General features: G+C 47.6%; 14 protein-coding genes and 1 pseudogene. 4 read left to right on the top strand and 11 right to left on the bottom strand.

Annotated features, from left to right (window positions below; all coding sequences use genetic code 11):
- The first annotated feature begins 39 nt into the window (after positions 1 to 39).
- Entirely contained in the window at positions 40 to 3,945 is a 3,906-nt protein-coding gene (cobN, locus tag H6F44_RS05950; protein WP_190350037.1) for a cobaltochelatase subunit CobN, read from the top strand.
- Here cobN and H6F44_RS05945 read toward each other — a convergent pair.
- Complete coding sequence (locus H6F44_RS05945) at positions 3,935 to 4,612, bottom strand: GAF domain-containing protein (protein ID WP_190350036.1); 678 nt, start codon at positions 4,610 to 4,612, stop codon at positions 3,935 to 3,937. The genes cobN and H6F44_RS05945 overlap by 11 nt on opposite strands.
- Positions 4,613 to 4,986: 374 nt before the next feature.
- Between H6F44_RS05945 and H6F44_RS05940 the strand changes: the two are divergent.
- Positions 4,987 to 5,157 (top strand): annotated as a pseudogene (locus H6F44_RS05940) (RNA-guided endonuclease TnpB family protein); the annotation flags it as partial.
- A gap of 2 nt (positions 5,158 to 5,159) precedes the next feature.
- On the opposite strand, the gene H6F44_RS05935 reads toward H6F44_RS05940, so the two are convergent.
- From H6F44_RS05935 to H6F44_RS05925, 3 genes are all read right to left on the bottom strand, one after another.
- Positions 5,160 to 5,303, bottom strand: a complete 144-nt coding sequence (locus H6F44_RS05935) for a hypothetical protein (protein ID WP_190350035.1) — start codon at positions 5,301 to 5,303, stop codon at positions 5,160 to 5,162.
- Between the two features lie 88 nt (positions 5,304 to 5,391).
- Positions 5,392 to 6,975, bottom strand: coding sequence for a phosphoglycerate dehydrogenase (gene serA, locus H6F44_RS05930; RefSeq protein ID WP_190350034.1), 1,584 nt, complete (start codon positions 6,973 to 6,975; stop codon positions 5,392 to 5,394).
- Positions 6,976 to 7,117: 142 nt separating this feature from the next.
- Complete coding sequence (locus tag H6F44_RS05925) at positions 7,118 to 7,627, bottom strand: AAA family ATPase (protein ID WP_190350033.1); 510 nt, start codon at positions 7,625 to 7,627, stop codon at positions 7,118 to 7,120.
- A gap of 64 nt (positions 7,628 to 7,691) precedes the next feature.
- Between H6F44_RS05925 and H6F44_RS05920 the strand changes: the two genes are divergently transcribed.
- A complete protein-coding gene (locus H6F44_RS05920; RefSeq protein ID WP_190350032.1) occupies positions 7,692 to 8,162 on the top strand; it encodes a glutathione peroxidase in 471 nt (156 codons plus the stop codon).
- A 70-nt stretch (positions 8,163 to 8,232) separates the two neighbouring features.
- Here the strand turns inward: H6F44_RS05920 and ilvN are convergent, their stop codons facing one another.
- Positions 8,233 to 8,772 carry an acetolactate synthase small subunit gene (gene ilvN, locus H6F44_RS05915; protein WP_190350031.1) on the bottom strand — a complete coding sequence of 180 codons (540 nt, stop codon included), beginning with the start codon at positions 8,770 to 8,772 and terminating at the stop codon, positions 8,233 to 8,235.
- Positions 8,773 to 9,001: 229 nt separating this feature from the next.
- On the opposite strand from ilvN, the gene H6F44_RS05910 reads away from it, so the two are divergent.
- Positions 9,002 to 9,409: an EVE domain-containing protein gene (locus H6F44_RS05910; protein ID WP_190350030.1), complete on the top strand. Its 408-nt coding sequence runs from the start codon at positions 9,002 to 9,004 to the stop codon at positions 9,407 to 9,409.
- A gap of 126 nt (positions 9,410 to 9,535) precedes the next feature.
- Here the strand turns inward: H6F44_RS05910 and H6F44_RS05905 are convergent, their stop codons facing one another.
- The 6 genes from H6F44_RS05905 to H6F44_RS05880 form a co-directional block, all read right to left on the bottom strand.
- On the bottom strand, positions 9,536 to 9,976 hold the full coding sequence (locus H6F44_RS05905; RefSeq protein ID WP_190350029.1) for a divergent PAP2 family protein: 441 nt from the start codon (positions 9,974 to 9,976) through the stop codon (positions 9,536 to 9,538).
- 60 nt (positions 9,977 to 10,036) lie between these two features.
- Positions 10,037 to 10,984, bottom strand: coding sequence for a geranylgeranyl diphosphate synthase CrtE (crtE, locus tag H6F44_RS05900; RefSeq protein ID WP_190350028.1), 948 nt, complete (start codon positions 10,982 to 10,984; stop codon positions 10,037 to 10,039).
- A 157-nt stretch (positions 10,985 to 11,141) separates the two neighbouring features.
- Positions 11,142 to 12,539: a family 2B encapsulin nanocompartment shell protein gene (locus tag H6F44_RS05895; protein ID WP_190350027.1), complete on the bottom strand. Its 1,398-nt coding sequence runs from the start codon at positions 12,537 to 12,539 to the stop codon at positions 11,142 to 11,144.
- 85 nt (positions 12,540 to 12,624) lie between these two features.
- Positions 12,625 to 13,818, bottom strand: coding sequence for a family 2 encapsulin nanocompartment cargo protein terpene cyclase (locus H6F44_RS05890; RefSeq protein WP_190350026.1), 1,194 nt, complete (start codon positions 13,816 to 13,818; stop codon positions 12,625 to 12,627).
- A gap of 95 nt (positions 13,819 to 13,913) precedes the next feature.
- Positions 13,914 to 14,783, bottom strand: a complete 870-nt coding sequence (locus tag H6F44_RS05885) for a geranyl diphosphate 2-C-methyltransferase (protein ID WP_190350025.1) — start codon at positions 14,781 to 14,783, stop codon at positions 13,914 to 13,916.
- Positions 14,784 to 14,877: 94 nt separating this feature from the next.
- On the bottom strand, positions 14,878 to 16,278 hold the full coding sequence (locus tag H6F44_RS05880) for a family 2B encapsulin nanocompartment shell protein (RefSeq protein WP_190350024.1): 1,401 nt from the start codon (positions 16,276 to 16,278) through the stop codon (positions 14,878 to 14,880).
- Positions 16,279 to 16,891: the final 613 nt, after the last annotated feature.

Raw genomic sequence — 16,891 nt, 5'->3', positions numbered from 1 at the left:
CATAATGGTAAGTCCTAGTCATTGCCAGTTGGATCACATATGCACCGTATCGTTACTATTTCAGGGGGCTGGAACCAGTCCACCGACAGCGTAGTTTTTGTAGATCAGCAACCTGCACCGATTGTGATCATCACGGCTGCGGATACGGATATCCAAACCCTCGCGGCGGCTACCGCCAACTTGCCTGAAGATTTTCCGCAAATTCGGGTGGTGAATGTCTTGCAATTGCAGCAACAAATTGCGATCGATACCTATGCCGAAGAGGTGCTAGAGCAAGCCAAAGTCATTATTGTGCGCTTAATTGGGGGACAGTCTTACTGGAGCTATGGCTTGGAGGTAGTTAAGGAAACTGTGGCAAATACGGGCGCAATTTTGATCGTATTACCAGGGGATGAGCGTCCTGATCCGAGCTTAACGAGCCATTCCACAACTTCGCTAACTTTGGTAAATCAGGCTTGGCAATATTTTATCGAAGCAGGAATATCTAATTACCAGAATTTATTGAAGTTTGTTGCTAAGGAATTTTTAGAGATAGCGATAGAATATGCAATTCCGCAATCAGTGCCTCGGATTGGGATATTTGATCCCCCCCAGCCCCCCTTGAGAAAGGGGGGAGAATTTGATCCCCCCCAGCCCCCCTTGAGAAAGGGGGGAGAATTTTCTTCTTCCCCCTTTTTAAGGGGGATTGAGGGGGATCTAGGATTAGTAGCAATTCTTTTTTATCGCGCTCATTATTTATCGGGTAATACGGGGGCGATCGCAGCTTTATGTGAAGCCTTAACCGAACGTAATCTCACCCCTATTCCTATCTATGTTTCATCCCTCAAAGAACCTGATGTGCAAACAGAATTAATTCGCTATTGCTTGCCTGAATCTGGGCAAAAAGTGGATGTGATTTTAAATACGACTAGCTTCTCTTTGGCAAGTTTAAAAACGGATACGCCGCAAGTCGATCTTTGGGAATCTTTGAATGTGCCAGTATTTCAGGTGATTTTTAGTGGTGGACTGAAGAAAACTTGGGCAAATGGCACACAGGGGCTAAACCCTCGCGATATGGCGATGAATGTAGTTTTGCCTGAAGTTGATGGCAGGATTATTACGAGGGCAGTTTCCTTTAAAGCGATGCAGGGACAGAATCTTGCCTTGCAAACAGAAGTATTGACCTATGAACCCGTGCGATCGCGCATTAATTTTGTGGCGGATCTAGCGGCGAAATGGATACAGCTAAAGTATACGGATGTAAGCGATCGCAAAATTGCTTTAATCCTTGCTAACTATCCTAACCGTGATGGCAGATTAGCCAATGGAGTTGGGTTAGATACGCCAGCCAGTTGTTTAGAGATTCTTAAGGCTTTGCGAAGTTCAGGCTATAGCGTTGGTGAGATTCCTGAAACTAGTAATGAACTGATGAAGTTGTTAACCACAGGTGTAACCAACGATCGCGAATCCTTTGGAATGCGTCAGATTAATCAATCACTACCTTTAGAAGATTATCAAAACTATTTCCAGAGTTTGCCTGAACCCGTCCAAAATGGAATTCAGATAAGATGGAATCAGCCGAAATGTGAGAAGGAATTTGCGATCGCTGGTTGTCAGTTTGGTAATATTTTTGTCGGTATTCAACCATCACGGGGATACGACCTCGATCCTACACTCAATTACCATGCGCCCGATTTAGAGCCAACCCATGACTATATGGCTTTCTATCATTGGGTGCGCGACAAGTTTAGCGCCCATGCGATCGCCCATATCGGCAAACATGGCAATCTCGAATGGCTCCCTGGGAAGAGTGTGGCTCTGTCAGAAAATTGCTATCCTGAAGCAGCCTTTGGTGCGATGCCCCATTTCTATCCCTTTATCGTCAATGATCCTGGGGAAGGTTCTCAAGCAAAAAGGCGATCGCAAGCAGTGATTCTCGATCATCTTACGCCGCCGATGACTCGTGCTGAGTTGTATGGTGGTTTGCAACAATTGGAAGGTTTGATTGATGAATATTACGAAGCGGAAACCCTCGATCCGTCACGTTTAGGCATGATTCGCGATCGCCTCATCGAAACCATCAAACAGGAAAATCTCTATCATGATCTAGGAATTTCCCTAGACCGTTTAGAGGATTCGCTAAATACAATTCTCACGACAGCCGATGGCTATCTTTGCGAGATTAAGGAGGCACAAATTCGGGATGGTTTGCATATTTTCGGGCAATGCCCAGAGGGACGGCAGTTACGGGATTTAGTCGTGGCGATCGCCCGTAATCCTACGGCTAATCGGATGGGTTTGACTAGAGCGATCGCGCAGGATTGGGGTTTAGATTTCGATCCTTTGACTGCGAATCTAGGCGAGTTACTTCCATCAAGTTCACATCCACGTTTAGCTAATTGTCGGATTATTGGCGATGCGGTGGAAGTTATAGAGGAATATGCGGCGGAGTTGGTGGATGCCCTCACCCCTAGCCCCTCTCCCAAGGAGGGAGAGGGGGACAAGAAAATCAATATTGCTCCCCTTCTCCCCTCATGGGAGAAGGGGTTGGGGGATGAGGGTATTGCAATTCAAACAGAACTAACATGGATTCGCGATCGCCTTTTGCCATCTCTCTACAAAACCAAGCAAGAAATCACCAATCTTCTACGCGGACTCAATGGTGAATATGTTCCTAGCGGTGCATCAGGTGCGCCGACAAGGGGCAGACCCGAAGTGTTACCCACAGGACGGAATTTCTATTCGGTGGATATTAGGGCAGTACCAACGGAAACCGCTTGGGATATTGGGCGCAAGGCTGCGGATGTACTGATTGAAACCTATACCCAAGAGCATGGCGAATATCCGCAAACCTTGGGGCTATCCATTTGGGGAACTTCCACCATGCGAACGGGAGGCGATGACCTTGCGGAAGCGCTGGCTTTATTGGGAGTACAACCTGTTTGGGATGGTGTATCGCGTCGCGTGGTGGATTTTGAGATTCTGCCCTTATCGATCTTAGGTCGTCCCCGTGTGGATGTCACCTTGAGGATTTCAGGCTTCTTTCGCGATGCGTTCCCCAATCTCATCGATCTATTTGATAGTGCGGTGAATGCTGTGGCAAATCTTGATGAACCTGCCGATCAGAATCCCTTAGCGGCAAAAGTTCAAGCCGAATCCGCACAGTGGCAAAGAGAAGGATTAACGTTAGAACAAGCCCAAGAGCGATCGCGTTATCGGGTATTTGGCTCCAAGCCGAGTGCCTATGGTGCGGGTTTGCAAGGTTTGATCGAATCGCAAAATTGGGAAAGTGAGCAAGATTTAGCACGTGCTTATATCAATTGGAGTGCCTACGCCTACACCAGCAAATCTGAGGGTAAATCGGCTCCTGAAGCCTTTAACCAACGGCTCAGTAATATGCAAATCGTGCTGCAAAATCAGGATAATCGCGAGCATGACATTCTCGATTCCGATGATTATTATCAATTTCAAGGTGGGATGACAGCGGCTGTCAAATCTATATCTGGCAACGCTCCAGAGGTATATTTTGGCGATAATTCACGCATGGCACAGCCCAAGGTTCGCAAGTTGAGTGAAGAGATTGCGCGAGTTTACCGATCGCGTGTCGTCAATCCCAAATGGATAGCGGGAGCGATGCGTCACGGTTATAAAGGAGCCTTTGAGATGTCGGCAACCCTTGATTATCTGTTTGCCTATGATGCTACGACTAACTGCGTTTCCGACTTCATGTATGAGGGAGTTGCGGAAGCATATATTTTTAATCCTGAAGTCCAGAATTTCATTAAATCTAGCAATCCTTGGGCATTGCGAGATATGTCAGAACGTTTGCTAGAAGCGAATCAGCGTGGGATGTGGCAAGATGTGACTACAGATATGTTGGATCGCTTAAAGGCGATCGCCAACGATGCCGAAGGTGCGATCGAATTTCAGATGGAACCAGTGCCTAGAGTTTCATCTATGGCTTAAAAGCTTGTCCTAAAAGTTGCGATCGCTCTATATACAGTGACAATTGACAAGCGATCGCCTGCAAAACTCGCATATCAAGATGGGAAAAGGTTTTAGTTACTACACTAACGTTATCTAAGGTAATCACAACATCTTGATCTTTACGATTGATGAGCTGAAAAACACCAATAGTTTGATTTTGAGAATTGAAAATTGGCACGGCGATCACCGAGCGTGTATGGTACTCAATATCATCATCAAAGGTCTTGTGATGTCGATATTCAGCATCATTGGGCAAATTATGAACATCGGCAAGATTTATATGATTGCCTGTCAATGCCACATAGCCGACAATGCTGTCTTTGTTGAGGGGAACAGCAAAATTGACTAACGAGCGTTCGGGCTGCGAGTCATTTTGAGAAACTTCAAAACAAACTGTATGTACGGGCGTGGAGCGATCAATTAAATAAATGCTGCCAGCATCACTCCGTAACATTTTGCGCGTTAAAGTCAAGGTTGATTGCAAACAATCCCTAACATTTTCAGCATTACACAAATAGCTAGACAAAATCAATAGTGCATCTAGTAAATTTTGATAGCTTTGTAACTGCTCAACTATGGACTGAGAATGGGGGGGGCGCTTAGCCCCCTCAGACGTTTCTGGTTGCCAGCCTAAATCAGGATTCATGGGTTGGTCTTGCTGCTTTTGAAAATAATGTTTGAGCGCAGCTTGACCCTAAACATTAATTTGGAAAACTTGGGAAATGCTCAAGCCTATGGGGATAATACTAGCAAAATCTAAACAAGATTAAAGAAAAAACCATAAAAAAGTAATATTCGAGTTAAAAAATGACCATGCCACTTTTTAACTCAAATATTACAAAAATAATACGAGAGATTGAAAGCTCAGCGTCTAGCCTTCGGCGGCAGGCAACAGACCTGAAATGAAAATCGGACGAGCGAATTTATTCGCTTTCTTCTGAATTTATTCGCTTTTTTCTTCTAAATTATGTCACAAACAACAATATTTACCCAGTAGTAAGCATAAGATTAAGCGAATCCATGCTAGTTCTCGAAGCAAAACTAGAAGGCAAAATAGAGCAGTACAACCTCATTGATGAGGCGATTTGTACTGCTCTGTTTGTGCGTAACAAGGCTTTGAGATATTGGATGGATAATCACGGCGCTGATAAATACGACCTATCCGCACAGTGCGCTGTGCTTGCTAAAGAGTGTCAAGCAGATCTGCGTTTGTTCATGTCTTCTCGATAAGCCCTCTGGTAATCAAGGAAGCGGCTATGCCATTCTTGGAAGCGGCGATCGCCATCCCTGACTAACATTTGTCGATATTCTTCCGAAGGAATATATTTTTTTGACATGGGTGATATCCGTAAATTTATCCTGATTATAGGGCATAAAAAACAATGAGGTGGCGGCGCAAAGCGCCGCCACCTCAAAGGGTTTTATCTATAGTTTGACCACAAAGGCATCGGTAACGCCTTGGATATGCACGATCTCATCAAGCAACCCACTGGGCAGAGGATCGTCGATATTCAGTACCATCACCGCTTCACCACGTACCATGCGGCGACCTACCTGCATACTGGCAATATTCACATTGAAATTACCCAAAAGGGAGCCGATTCTGCCGATGATGCCAGGCATATCGCGGTGCAGGGTCAACAGCATATAGTGGGTGGGCGCAACGTTGATGGGGAAGCCATTGATGCTAGTAATCCGAATTTCGGATTTGCCAAGCAAAGCACCTGTCACCGATTGTTGACCTTGGCTACCATGAGCCGTGAGATGAATGGAACCACTGTAATCTTCAACGGAAGGATCGCGGGTTTCAGTAACGCGAATGCCGCGCTCTTTGGCTTCGATGCTAGCATTGACAAAGTTGACGCGCTCACGCAATGCGGGAGAGAGCAAGCCTTTGAGCGCTGCCACCACCACAGGCTGACTTTCACTGTTGGCAATTTCGCCTTGCAATTTGACATCAAGGTTATCGACACGACCACCCGCCAACTGTCCAACCAAGTTACCCAACATTTCCGCAAGTTGCAGATAGGGCTTGAGTTTTTGCCAAACATCGGGACGCAATCCAGGGATATTCACCGCCGATCGCGCAGGTAAGCCCAGCAATACATCGCGGATTTGTTCCGCCACATCCACCGCAACATTGGTTTGCGCTTCTTCTGTCGATGCGCCCAAGTGGGGCGTAAGGATCACATTTGCGCCGAGTTCACGCAAGCCTGATTCAGCTTCTAAAGGCTCATTCTCAAATACATCAAGGGCAATCCCTGCGACTTTGCCACTCTTGATTGCTTCCGCGATCGCCACTTCGTCAATGATGCCGCCCCTAGCACAGTTGATAATGCGGACTCCATCTTTCATAATGGTGATGCGATCGGCATTGATCAGGTGGTGCGTATCCTTAGTTTTGGGCAGGTGCAACGTAATGTAATCGGCTTCGCGCAGGAGGATTTCTAGTTCAACGAGATTTACGCCTAATTTTTCGGCTCTTTCGGTAGTTAAAAAAGGATCATAGGCAAAAATTCGCATTCCCAAAGCCTTAGCCACAGAAGCGACATGGGAGCCAATCTTGCCAAGCCCAAGGATACCGAGAGTCTTTTTGTAAACTTCCACGCCAGTAAAGCTCTTGCGATCCCATTTGCCGCCCTTGAGCGAGGCATTAGCCGCAGGAATGAAACGAGAGAGGGACATCATCATCGCGATCGTATGTTCGGCCGCCGCGATCGTGTTGCCTTCGGGCGAATTGACAACCACAATGCCCATACGGGTTGCTGTCGGCACATCTACGTTATCGACCCCAACGCCAGCACGCCCAATAATTTTTAGGTTTTTGCCAGCTTCAACGGCTTCTTTGGTGAGTTTAGTGCCAGAGCGAATCATGATCGCGTCATATTCAGGTAGAACTTGGATTAGTTCTTCAGGGCTGAGAGTGGTTTTTACATCAACGGTGGCAACTTGCGACAGAATATCGATACCAACTTGATCGATGGGGTCAGAAACGAGAACTTTGGGCATAACGATTAAAAAATGTACTAGTGCCTATGTTAGGTAGGACGCAGCCTAGACACACTAAGACCACAATAATTACTTACATTTTAATACTACAGCCCTTTGTGCTGAATTTTTAACTGTTGCCAGTTTTGTTGGGCGGCGAATCTCAATCGATCCATGTGGTATCTGATTTGTGATCTTGAATGAGGATGCGATCAAAGCCTTCGGGCAAACTAGGGGGGGTATAGGTAATGGTGCGATACATTTCGATGATCACATCTTCGGGGACTACCCGATCGCGGAGTTCATTGCGCGATAGACAAATCCACAGTGGCACATTGAGCCAAATGCCTGTGATTGGTTGAAACCCATGTTTCTTAGCAAGGGCTATTACATCCTTGCGGTACTCACGCTGATAGTTTGTGGCATCATATATTACAGATTGTTGCGATCGCGCCGCATAGGCAAATTCTTGTTGTATCTCTGACCAGATCTCTGACCAATTGCCTTGAATCGCCGCCGCACCATAGAGTTGCTCGCGAATGCGATCAGGGCTAATCAGGTGAGCTTGTCCATAGGTAAGACTACTTTGCTGACCTGCGGTCCGCAGCATTTGCTCAGCGAGGCTAGATTTACCACTTGCAGGTACACCAATCAAAATAATTACACTTGCCATGCGATCGCTGCAAAATATCTATAAATGTTTTTCCACAATTTCTAAACTACAACAACCCTCAAATATGTCCACACTTTACGACTACAAGATCACTAACATCGATGGTCAACCCGTTGATCTCTCACAATACAAAGGCAAAGTCGCTCTAGTGGTAAATGTTGCATCTAAATGTGGCTACACCAGACAATATAAAGGCTTGGAGGCTCTTTATCGTGAATATAAAGACAGGGGATTTGAGATTCTGGGCTTTCCTAGCAATGACTTTGGCGGACAAGAACCAGACCCCGAAGCTGAGATCAAGAGCTTCTGTTCTCTACAGTATGATGTAACCTTCGATATGTTTAGCAAGGTAAAGGTTAGCGGGAGCGATAAGGTCGATATCTACAAATATCTCACTGAAACCACAGGTAATCAGGTGCAATGGAACTTTAACAAATTCCTCGTTGACAAGGAAGGTAAAGTCGTCAAATATTACCCTTCCAGTATTTCTCCTGAAGATGCGGGTTTGCGTAAAGATATTGAAGCTTTATTTTAAAGTGTTTTTTAAATTAGCTTAAACCCTCAATCAAAGAAGGTGCAGTGTGAAATGCTGCACCTTTTTTGGGTTAAAGATTCGACAATGCGCCGCGTATGCCTTCGCGATTAACTTTGAGATATTCCGTATTAACCCCAGATTCGCGGGTCAGAGAAACCTTGCCAGTACGGGCAATTTCACGAATGCCAAACTTATTGAGCATTTTTAAAATTGCTACCATCTTGCCTGGATCACCCACAACTTCGACCGTCAAGAAGTCATCGGCTACATCTACGATACGAGCGCGAAATATTTGTGATATTTCAATAATTTCGGAGCGTACATTGGGAGCTGCATTTACCTTAACGAGCATCAACTCGCGTTCAACACAAGGAATATCAGTAAAATCAAGAATGGTAATCACATTAATCAGTTTATGCAACTGCTTGGTGATCTGCTCAATCGTGTGATCATCGCCAGAGACAACCATCGTAATGCGCGTAAATCCATCTTGTTCGGCGGTTCCTACCGCTAGGCTTTCGATGTTAAAACCTCGGCGGGCAAACAAGCTGGCAATACGGGTCAGTACGCCTGCCTCATCTTGGACAACGACGGAGAGAGTATGTTTCATGGTGGCAAATTCGGCAAATAAACAGCACAGTAGTCTATATTAATGACTTTGGTAACTTTATTGCGACTATCAGGCTACATATTGCATAGCTTTTCTCAAAGTGTTGTAGTACAGCGCTTTAGCTCAAGCATCACAGGAAAAAAGGAAAGAGGGGGGAGAGGTATGGTAAAACCATGTAGTGAAAAGCATTGTATGGTTTCACCATATATAAAACTCAAGAGACAACTCTATGGCTTACTGGTTACTCAAAAGCGAACCCCATGTATATTCCTATGCTGACTTAGAGCGCGATCGCCAAACCATATGGGATGGCGTAAATAATAACTTAGCCCTCAAACATATTCGCACGATGCAAATTGGTGATCTGGCGTTGATTTATCATACAGACGATGAGCGTAGGGCAATGGGAATTGCAGAGGTGATCACAATGCCCTACGCCGATCCACAGCTAGATGATCCTAAACGCGCCGTTGTGGATGTCAAAGCCGTAAAGCCATTACCTCAGCCTGTCACCCTTGCCCAAATCAAACAAGATCAAGCATTTGAAGGCTTTGACCTGATTCGGATTAGTCGTCTCTCAGTCGTGCCTGTATCTGAGTTCTATTGGCAAAGAATTCTCCACCTTGCGATGTCATAAAAATTTTAGAAAATTATATTGGCGCTATCTAGTACTTCATACATGATGATAATTCCCGTATTGCAACCGTTTGAGCCTTTTCACTACTTTCGGATTACTACCAAAAGCTGCTAAATAGCTTTACCTTTACAAAAACCACCACATTAAAATAATCCCTAATATAGAGCCTGCAACTACCTGTGCTGGCGTATGTCCCAATAATTCCTTTAATGGATCATGTTCCTCTTCAAAAACCTCAACCATAATTTGATTGAGAACCTTAGCCTGTTTACCCGCCGCACGGCGAATTCCCGCCGCGTCATACATCACGATAAAAGCAAAAACAGTGGCGATCGCAAATTGGGGCGTATCCCAACCTTGGGTGCGTCCGATGCCTGTTGCCAATGCCGACACCAAGGCAGAGTGGGCGCTAGGCATCCCGCCTGTTTCAAAAAGCACCTTAAATCGTAGCCGCCGCAACTGTGCTAACTCAATAAATAATTTGAGAAGTTGGGCGGTTAAGCTAGAACAAAGAGCAATTAGCAGAACTTGATTATCGAGGATTTCGCCAACGGGATGGAGGTTCATATCAATTGCAGTTATTGAGGATATTTCTAGGATAGGTTTGGTGGGGTGTTGTGGATAGCTTTAAGATTGGCGAGTCGTGATGTAATCGGCGATCGCCATCAGTGGTATAGCCAATTTGCCATAGCCAACTAGTTGCGCTTTAGCCTGTTCCACCAATTCTAGAGCCTTTTGCTGAGAGGTTTCGATTCCCCAAAGGCTTGGATAGGTGACTTTTTGGGCAACGAGATCCTTGCCTGCGGTCTTACCTAGTTGCTCAGAGGTGGCGGTGATGTCAAGGATGTCATCAATGATCTGAAAGGCAAGCCCAATATTTTTAGCATAAACGGAGAGGCGATCAATGTCGGTATCATTTGCACCAGCCAATAATGCGCCGCAGATCACGCAGGACTCCAGCAGGGCTGCCGTTTTATGGATATGGATAAATGTCAGAGTGTCAGCATCCACATCGGCTTTGCCTTCACATTCAAGATCAACGACCTGCCCCCCAACTAGCCCTGTTGCTGCCACTGCATGACCAAGATGGGCGATCGCTTTCAAAATGCGATCAGGTGGCACATTTTTAGTCTGGGTGGCGATAAATTCAAAGGCATATGCCAGTAAGGCATCCCCCGCCAAGATCGCAATATCATCGCCATAAACCTTGTGATTGGTCAGTTTGCCCCGCCGATAGTCATCATTGTCCAAAGCTGGCAAATCATCATGGATCAAAGACATGGTATGCACCATTTCCATCGCGCAGGCGGTGGGCATGGCGGCATGGCGATCGCCACCGAGCATCTCACAGGCGGCAATACATAAAATAGGTCGTAGTCGCTTGCCCCCTGCCAGCAGTGAATAGCGCATCGACTCGTAAATTTTTTCAGGATAAGTAATGGCGATCGACTCATCGAGGGCAGTTTCTACCTCCAGCTTGAGTTCGCCTAGGTACTTATTCAAATCAAAGTCTGCATCTAGGCTTAAATCAGGGCTTATACCTAAAGGACTTGTCTGGGGTAATGTTTGCGGCATGGCTTATACTATGGTGACAACAATGGCAAGGCATTATGCAACATATTACAGCCCTTTAGACTGATTTATAGCAACTACTGAACAAACATAGGGCAACTGCACAGGTTATTGACAAGAATATTTTCCAAAATCAACATCAAAAAAACAAACTGACTTCCTACCGCCCGATCTCGACATCCTCGAGAATGCCGACAGCATCGGGGACAAGGATCGCAGCGGAGAAGTAGTTGCTGACTAGATAGGAGATGATGGCCTTTTCGTTAATACCCATAAAGCGTACATTCAATCCTGACTCATATTGATCAGGCAACTCCGCAGGTCGAAGACCTACCACGCCCTGATTGTCCTCACCAGTACGCATAACGATAATCGATGTGGTTTGAGTCGTTCTGTCAATGGGGATTTTGCCACAAGGATAGATAGGAATGCCGCGCCAAGCTGGAATTCGGTTTCCACCTACATCGATACTTTCTAAATCAATCCCCATCTTGTTGCACTGACGCGCAAAGGCAGCGATGGCACGTGGGTGGGCAAAAATATACTGTGAATTGCGGCGGCGGGTGATCAGCTCATCAAAATCATCTGGGTGAGGTAGACCGTTGCGGGTGGGGAAGCGTTGGCTGAGGTCGGCGTTGTGCAGCAGACCAAACTCTTGATTATTGACCAATTCGTACTCCTGACGCTCGCGCAACTCATGCACAGTCAATTTGAGCTGTTGTTCGATTTGGTTCATTGGATCGTTGTAGAGATCGGCAACTCGCGTATGGACACGCAGCACCGTCTGCACTAGGCTCAACTCGTATTCTCGCGGCGAGGTCTCGTAATCAACAAAAGTCGTGGGCAGCAAGGGTTCGCCTGTATGACCAGCAGCTAACGCAATTGCGGACTGGCCATATTTATCTTGGGCTTTTGGCGGGCGAGCCTTAAATTCTTCGATGTGGGCTTGCAGTGATTCAGAGGAAGCCACCACCTCTTCAAACGATTGCTGTGTTAGCACCAAGACTGTGCAGCGTGTAACCGCCTTCATCGTGAAGTCCCAGAGATCGGCGGATTCGATAATAGCCTGGTAGGTGAAGTGGTCTCCGTCGGTCAATACCGCAAGCTCCATGTCATCCCCATACTTCCCCGTACCGATCTTGCTGACCTTGCCGTGGGCAATTAGCACAACCTGATCAGCAGGGGTTCCCTTTTCCACCAGCACATCACCGGGTTGAAACTCCTGCTGCACAAAACGCTCTGCCAACCTGTTTAGCACTGCCTCCTCGTCAAAGTCGCGCAACAGGGCTATTTCGCGCAACTCTTGCGGGATCACTCGTATGGTAGCCCCCACGTTGGTAAAGGTCACTCGTCCATCACCCAGCGCATAGGTCAAACGTCGGTTGACCCGATAGGATCCGCCGCGTAGCTCCACCCAAGGCAACAGGCGGCTGATCCAGCGCGAACTAATACCCTGAGTTTGCGGAGTAGTCTTGGTAGTTGTGGCTAACTTCCGCGCCGCATCTGTACTCAGGCTCGACTGCTCCGCCAGCCCATGGGAGTTAAAGTCTTGGGTCATTTTTTACCTCGCTTTCTATATACATACACATACTCTGGTTTATTCAACCGCATGAAATCTGGTTGAACTATGTGCGCTTCTATAATTAGGCTAGTGATTGTGAATCTGGCTGTGAAGCACCGTTGCTGTTTTTATAGCGCGGGTTGCTGTTATGCCATTCAAATGCGCCGCCCATCCAGCCGCGCAATCCGCGCAGGAACCTCTGAAGCTCAACGTTGGGTACAGCTTGGAGCTTCTGGTGGCGTTCCCGAAAGTCATGAACCAAGTCGTTATGAAACTTGACAGTGATCTCCGTCGCCTCTTGGATAGAGCAGCCCCGATCCGCCGCAATCTGTAGCACCATGTTGACAGGTGGCTGCTCGTCTGCCAGATCTTTGGCAACCGAAAGGAGATCGTTGACCAGAACGACTGCCGTTCCAGCTAGGAACGCTGCGTGACGGACGCGTGGATCGAAGAAAAGATCTGGTGGGAGGACGTAGCCTCCGATGGGGTCGATTAGTGTCATGGAGGTGTAGAAGCTGTCGTGCTGTCGCGCAGCCAGATACTTCCAAGCTGGCGGGTAATCGCCGGTATAGCGCCACGCCGCGTAAGCCCCCCAAGAGACGAACATGGAGAAGGTGGCGTAACAGGTACGCTGGACTTGCTCTGGTGTGGCATACTGGCTCAAATAGTCAATGCCCCTACCGAGGGCTACTAATACCCGCTCTTCGGCGATCGCGGCTTCTAGCGGGGGCGTAAATTCCCCTGCTGGCGGGGGCGGGTCCATAGCGGTCATCGCCAACAGAAGACGAGGGGGGAGCAGCTTTGGATCTGCCCCAAGCTCGCTGTCGTCAGCATAGTAGTCATCAGCAGCCCACCAAGCCATGTTCAACTTGGCCCCAATCAACAGCCGAGATGGGTCATCGCAGTCTGGGTGAGCTAGCATCACCAGCCGTCCAAACCGCACCTTGCGAATTTTCTGCGCCTCGTCCTCATCAAACCCGCATTCCAATGCCCAGACCGCCAGCCGATCATCGACCTCGTCCGCTAGTGGCTCGTTGAATCGCTCGGTAATGGGGCAGTAGAGTGGTGAGGCAGTTCCATCGCCCCAATCTCTCTCTGCATAGGCAGGATCACAATCCCCCACCGAGGCGAGATCTGTCTGGAGTAGTCCTGAATCTAGGTTATCGGTACGAGCAGCCTTGGCTATCTCACTCACAAAGCGAGCGGCGGATGTACCAAGACCAGTCGGACCAAATAAAAATGTGGTACTCGTATTATCCAAGTTGGTATCTTTCATGCTCTTATCCCTGTATTAGGGCAGTGATGTGTGGTGCGTTTGCAGTATGCGTGCTACGCACCACACCATGGTGCGGGTTGTATTTTGGATAATCCTTACCGAATGATGCGGTCAGCAACGATGAGCAGATAGTGGAAACTGCCTTCTTTATATGCAGTAAGGAAGTAATCCTCGACCCCTGTAACTAGGGAAGACTTGGCTCGCAGTTCCCAGTAGGGAATCGTTAGGGGAGTCAGATCGGTTACAGTAATCGGGACGAGATTGTTCGCCGCTAGTGCCTTGAAATATTGACTGCGCGGATGGATGTTACAGATGTAATGTGCATCGATCTGGCTGACAGCTCGCGATCGCCCTCCCGTAACATCGTTGTAGCAACCCGTAATGCAGGCATAGCGACCACCATCCTGCAAAAGGCGAGAAAACTCGGCGAACAGATTGAACAGATCTACATACATTGTGGTCTCATTCGTCCAAATGCTACGCATGGCTCCCGTCTCGAAGCCGGTATCCAGCATATTGCGAAAGTGGAACTTGACCTTGTCCGCCACACCACGCTGTTCAGCCTGGTCGTTAGCAAACTCGACTTGAGACTTTGAGATGGACACTCCATCAACCTGACAGCCAAAGCGCTCATTGACCATGAAACTGGTACCGCCGCGACCAGAACCGCCATCCATCACGCGGTCATCAGGCTTGACGTTGCCCAGATGGTCGAGCAGGAAAACCGCCTGAGCGTGTTCGAGTCGGTGTAGCTCGCGAATAATCTGATCATCGCGCTCACTTTCGGGAGATTCCAATACCGACCAATCGACATCGCCGATCCCGTAGTGATGATGGTAATAACCGTCAACGTGACCAAGCAGAAGATTAACGGGATTTTTTTCTTGGTTCCAATAGTTAGCAACTGACTTCTGATATTCACTGCGCAAAACATTATTGGCAGTGATAGTGTGGGGCGTGGACATGGGATGTGTTACTGCTAAATAGGTGTTTCAATGATTATGTGGTGAAGATGCCGACATTTGGATGTTTGTATAACTCTAACGGGAGCTAGAGCTACTAGCGTCCGAGTTCGACATCTTCGAGTACGCCAACGGCATCGGGTACGAGGATGGCGGCAGAGAAGTAGTTGCTAACGAGGTAGGAGATGATGGCTTTTTCATTGATGCCCATGAAGCGCACGTTTAACCCCGGCTCATGTTGATCGGGCAATGCTGCGGGGCGAAGCCCTACTAAGCCCTGATTATCTTCACCAGTACGGACAACGATCACAGAACTGGTCTGGGTGTTGCTAATGGGAATCTTGTCGCAGGGCAAAATCGGGATGTTGCGCCAAGTCAACACTCGTTCGCCCCCCATATCAATGCTGTCGGGATAGAGCCCTAGCTTGCTGCACTCCCGACCGAAGGCTGCAATGGCACGCGGGTGGGCAAAAATGTACTGTGCATTGCGGCGGCGGGTGATCAGCTCATCAAAATCATCTGGTGTGGGCGGACCATTGCGGGTAGAGAAGCGCTGACCGAGGTCAGCATTGTGCAGTAGCCCAAATTCTCGGTTGTTAACCAACTCGTACTCTTGACGTTCACGCAACTCGTGTACTGTTAGCTTAAGCTGTTCCGCAATCTGGTTCATTGGCTCGTTGTAGAGGTCGGCAACGCGGGTATGAACACGCAGTACTGTCTGCGCCAAGCTTAGCTCATATTCACGTGGAGAGGTTTCGTAGTCGACAAAGGTTGCGGGCAGCACTGGTTCACCACTGTGACCGGCGGCTAGATCAATGGCGGATTGACCGTACCGATCCTGATCTTTTTGGGGTTGGGTGCGAAATGCCTCAATGTGTGCCTGAAGTGACTCTGAGGAGTTGAGCAGTTCTTCAAAGGAGCTTTGTGTTAGTGCTAAGACCGTACAACGTGTGATCGCTTTGATGGTGAAGTCCCATAGATCTTCTGATTCAAGAATGGCTTGATAGGCAAAGTGATCGCCATTGGTCAACACCGCAAGCTCTACCTCATCGCCATACTTGCCTGTACCAATCTTACTGACCTTGCCGTGAGCAATCAGTACTATCTGGTCGGCGGGGGTTCCCTTGTCTACCAGCACATCACCAGGTTGAAACTCTTGCTGCACAAAGCGATCAGCCAAGGCATTCAAAACAGCCTCATCTTCAAAGTCTCGCAGAAAGGCTAGTTCGCGCAACTCTTGAGGAATTACTTGAATCGTTGACCCAACGTTCGTAAAAGTGACACGACCATCACCTAGTGCATAGGTCAAGCGGCGATTGACACGGTAGGAGCCGCCGCGCAGCTCCACCCAAGGCAACAGGCGACTAATCCAGCGCGATGTGATGCCCTGCATCTGCGGAGCAGTCTTGGTGGTTGTAGCCAACTGCTTCGCTGCGCGAGTACTCAGGCTAGACCGCTCTGCCAGCGTCTGCTGATTAGAATCTAGATTTTCTGTCATGTTTAACCCTCTGATTGTATTGATGGTTTGTACTTATCCAAGGGGTGAGCAAGCAAAGGTTATTCCAGCAATTTTTGATGTGATCTAACACTGATTTGTCTTACTTTAAGTCATGTGATGAGACTCAAACACACCACCACCCCCCTTGGATGGTTGCTGTAATTTTAGACAGTTTTGATATTTGGCACTGGTTCCGCCCAGTGAGGAAGTAAAAGCCAAGCATAGCAAGGGTTATGGTTTTAATTAAAAGAATCTTGTATGGCAGTAACCTAACACAAAAACAGGGTGTACAGGCACTTTTTGCTCAAAAACCACGTTAACCAGCTTTGACAACAGATTCCTACACTCCTTGCTGAATAAGACTTTCTGCTCCTCATTGGGCGGAACCAGTGCCTGATATTTGACAGTACCATAAATATAATACCGATGTAATACCAATTGAATCGAGTCTTAATATTAATTTGCAGTCGATTGCGTCCCCCTAGCGAGTAGGAGATTGTAGCTCTCTTCTGTCACTCTGCAAATTAAGGAAGCTGGAAACTTAGGGGAACTACACAAGTATTCTAACAAGCTAGTCACTATCTTGCAACAATTGACAAAAGCTATGTGATAA

It is taken from the genome of Pseudanabaena cinerea FACHB-1277 (assembly GCF_014696345.1).
In the GTDB taxonomy this organism is placed as follows: domain Bacteria; phylum Cyanobacteriota; class Cyanobacteriia; order Pseudanabaenales; family Pseudanabaenaceae; genus Pseudanabaena; species Pseudanabaena cinerea.
The sequence above is the reverse complement of the archived record's forward strand: the minus strand, read 5'-3'. Positions and strand labels throughout refer to the sequence as shown.